Annotated in this window: 4 protein-coding genes and 1 pseudogene; 2 read left to right on the top strand and 3 right to left on the bottom strand. The window is 65.5% G+C overall.

The genetic code is table 11. The annotated features are described in order from the left end of the window. The 3 genes and pseudogenes from QOC69_RS05105 to QOC69_RS05115 all read right to left on the bottom strand — a co-directional run. Positions 1 to 331 (bottom strand): annotated as a pseudogene (locus QOC69_RS05105) (glycerol acyltransferase); the annotation flags it as partial. Between the two features lie 63 nt (positions 332 to 394). Continuing rightward, positions 395 to 1,336, bottom strand: a complete 942-nt coding sequence (locus tag QOC69_RS05110; RefSeq protein ID WP_526437023.1) for an oxidoreductase — start codon at positions 1,334 to 1,336, stop codon at positions 395 to 397. A gap of 200 nt (positions 1,337 to 1,536) precedes the next feature. After that, positions 1,537 to 1,674, bottom strand: a complete 138-nt coding sequence (locus QOC69_RS05115) for a hypothetical protein (protein ID WP_526437025.1) — start codon at positions 1,672 to 1,674, stop codon at positions 1,537 to 1,539. Positions 1,675 to 1,787: 113 nt separating this feature from the next. On the opposite strand from QOC69_RS05115, the gene QOC69_RS05120 reads away from it, so the two are divergent. Both QOC69_RS05120 and QOC69_RS05125 read left to right on the top strand, forming a co-directional pair. Then, a complete protein-coding gene (locus tag QOC69_RS05120) occupies positions 1,788 to 2,240 on the top strand; it encodes a hypothetical protein (RefSeq protein ID WP_526437027.1) in 453 nt (150 codons plus the stop codon). Then, entirely contained in the window at positions 2,240 to 3,058 is an 819-nt protein-coding gene (locus QOC69_RS05125; protein ID WP_526437029.1) for a fumarylacetoacetate hydrolase family protein, read from the top strand. Before QOC69_RS05120 ends, QOC69_RS05125 begins: the two co-directional genes overlap by 1 nt. Positions 3,059 to 3,077 lie beyond the last annotated feature (19 nt).

Below are 3,077 nucleotides of genomic sequence, written 5' to 3' on the forward strand. Positions count from 1 at the left end.
GCGCCCCGACGACAACCCCGCAGGCGGCGAACAAGTCAGCGGCCGGGCCGCGCATCCGGCCCATGCCACGGTCAGCAAGGGGCCGCACCCGGGTGCCGATCGCGCGCCGCACCAGATACGGGATCAATAAGGCCTCGGCACCCCCCTGGGTGTGGTTGCCCACCAACAGGAATCGCCCATCGCGGGGCAGGTTCTCGATCCCGTCGACATACGGCCGGTGGAGGTCGACGAGCGGTCCGACCCGATCGGCGACCGTCTCCGCGACGCGGCGCAAAGCCCGGACCCGCCCTGGCTGATTCATGATCGCGTCGATGTTCACCGAGGTGGTCATGACTGCCCTGCATCCTTGGGCTCGGTTAGAACCTTTTTCGTTTCCGACAGCCGATTGGTCAACCTAGTTTGCTGCATTTGACCGAAATCTAGCGGTCACGTCGACCGGATACACCACTCCGGTCAGTTCTTCTGACACCTCCCACAGCCGTCGCTGCAGGGTCGCGTCGTGCGACTGGTCGCTGGACGGCACCACCTTCGGATAGCCGCGCACCCCGCCGAGGCCGTCGGGCCCGAAGTACTGACCGCCGAGCACGCCCGGGTCGGTGGCGGCCCGCAGTGTCGGTAGTGCGCCCATGTCCGCGCCCTGGAACAGCGGCGCGATGGCTGCGGTCGCCACCCGCAGCGGAGGGGGCATGTTTCGCATGAGTTCGGTGTTCGAGATGCCGGGGTGCGCGGCGACGGCGATTGTCGTCCCGCGCGGGACCAGCCGGCGTTGCAGTTCGTAGGTGAACAGCATGTTGGCCAGCTTGGCCTGTCCGTAGGCGCCCGCCCGGCTGTAGCTGCGCTCCCACTGCAAGTCGTCGAAGTGGATGGCGGCCTGGACGCGGTGCCCGATGCTGCTGACGGTCACGACCCGCGAACCGGGCGCCGGGAGCAGGTGATTCAGCAGCAGGCCGGTCAGCGCGAAGTGGCCGAGGTGATTGGTGCCGAACTGCAGCTCGAAGCCGTCCTTGGTAATCGACTTCGGCGTGTACACGCCGGCGTTGTTGATCAGGAGGTCGATGGCGTCGTGCTTGGACCGCAGCTCGTCGGCGGCGGCCCGGACGGAGTTCAGCGAGGCCAGGTCCAGCTCCTGCAGCGTCACGGTGGCGCCGGGGCTGTCCGCGGTGATCTTCTGGACGGCGTCCTTGCCTTTGTCGAGGTTGCGAACGGCGAGCACGACGTGCGCGCCGTGCGCCGCGAGCGCCGCGGCCGTATGAAAGCCGAGGCCGGTGTTGGCGCCGGTGACGACGGCGGTGCGGCCGGTCTGGTCCGGAATGTCGGATGTGGTCCACTTAGCCATGGGAGCTCCCAACTAGGATGTAAACGGGGCGTGCGCTCCGGTTGATCCCGGCGCCGCGGTCCTACACAGTATTACGCGTGCGACATGATAATACCAGTCACTTGTATATATTGTGCGCTCGCGTCCGCCTATCGGTCGCTAAGGTTCAGATGGCCCGAGAGGAGGCAGATCCACAGTAAGGCACCACGATTCCGAATCCCTTACTTCAACGACGGGTCTCGTGGCGACCCGAGGCTCCGCTCCGTCATGTGTCGGCGTGCAGGCTCCGGGCCCGCGACGGCCCGTATGGTCCGGCGCAGCTCGAGCAGGTGCAGCGTCGGGATTGAGGGGACGGGCATGGTGACCTCTCCTTGCTCGGTTGGCGGTGGCTTGGATCGTCAAGTCTGCACGGTGGGAGAATGATAGCGCAAGTGACTTGCACGTCCGAGTTAATAGCGGTAATACTGGTTGGGTGACCGTTCCACTGGATCTGCGTACTCAGCTCGAACAAGTCGTGCTGGAAGGTTTCACGGCCGTCGACCACGGCCGTGCCGTCGATTCACTGAGCCAACTGACCGCCGATTTCGCCATCACCAGCGCGGGGCAGCGAGTCGGCCGACCGCAGTACGACCACCTGATGGCCGCTCGCGACCAGGCCGGCTACACCTCACGCCACGTGCCCGCGAACTTCCGCGTCACGGCCCACGATCAGCAGTCCTTCCAAGTCGACTTCGTCATCGTGTCGCACCGAACCGAGCACGCGACAGGTGCATACAGCGTCACGGTCGCCGACTTCTGCGACACCTGGGTGCGCGACGACACCGGCGCTCTGCTGCTTCGCCTGCGCCAGGTGAGCACCATCATCGACCTCAACGCACCCGCGACCCGCCCGTCCGTCGCCGATCTACCCAGTGAGGTGTCTTGATGCAGGTTTTCACCACGACCGAGGGCGTCGTGCGCGTCGATGACCGTGGCGCGACACTGCTGGCCGACCTGGTCAGTCTCGACGACGTGCTGGCTAGGGGACAATGGGACCAACTGGCCGACTACCCGGCCGGACCGTCGGTGACTCTGGAGTCACTGTCGGTCAGGGCACCGGTACTACCGGCCAACATCGTGCTCGTCGGACTCAACTACCGCTCCCACGCCGACGAAACCGGACAGCCGGTACCTGGTGCCCCGATGTTCTTCCCGATCGGGGGCCACGCAGTGATCGCCAGCGGTGACGTCATTCCGGCACCACCGTCGGCCCCGAGTCAAGTGGACTACGAAGGTGAAATCGGGGTGGTCATATCTCGACCTGCCCACCAGGTCGCCGCGGCCGACGCCTGGTCCTACGTGGCAGGGTTGACACCGGTCAACGACGTGAGCGCGCGCGATGTACAGAAAGCCGGCGCCGCGCAGAACGACATGGACCGCGTCTTGTCCTCCAAACGCTTCCCAGGATTCAAGCCACTCGGACCCGGAATCTTGACCGGCGCTCAGCACGCCGACCTCACAGTGACCACATCGGTCAACGGCGAACTGCGACAGCAGGCCACCCTCGGCGACCTCATATTCGACGTGCCGACGTTGATCGAAACAATCACCGCCAACATCGAACTTCGCCCCGGCGACGTCATCTCCACCGGTACGCCCGCAGGTGTCGGGTTCGTCAGCAAACGGTACCTCGTTCCCGGCGACGTCATCGAGATCACCCTCGGCGACCTCCCGCCGCTGCACAACGCATTCGGCCACGACTAGCCGGCCCAACACCAAACGA

This window comes from Mycobacterium sp. (assembly GCF_032162105.1).
In the GTDB taxonomy this organism is placed as follows: Bacteria; Actinomycetota; Actinomycetes; order Mycobacteriales; family Mycobacteriaceae; genus Mycobacterium.

Bases quoted from the DNA above. Each gene is read 5' to 3' on its own strand.
- QOC69_RS05110 (WP_526437023.1), bottom strand. From the start codon at position 1,336: ATGGCTAAGTGGACCACATCCGACATTCCGGACCAGACCGGCCGCACC.
- QOC69_RS05115 (WP_526437025.1), bottom strand. From the start codon at position 1,674: ATGCCCGTCCCCTCAATCCCGACGCTGCACCTGCTCGAGCTGCGCCGG.
- QOC69_RS05125 (WP_526437029.1), top strand. From the start codon at position 2,240: ATGCAGGTTTTCACCACGACCGAGGGCGTCGTGCGCGTCGATGACCGT.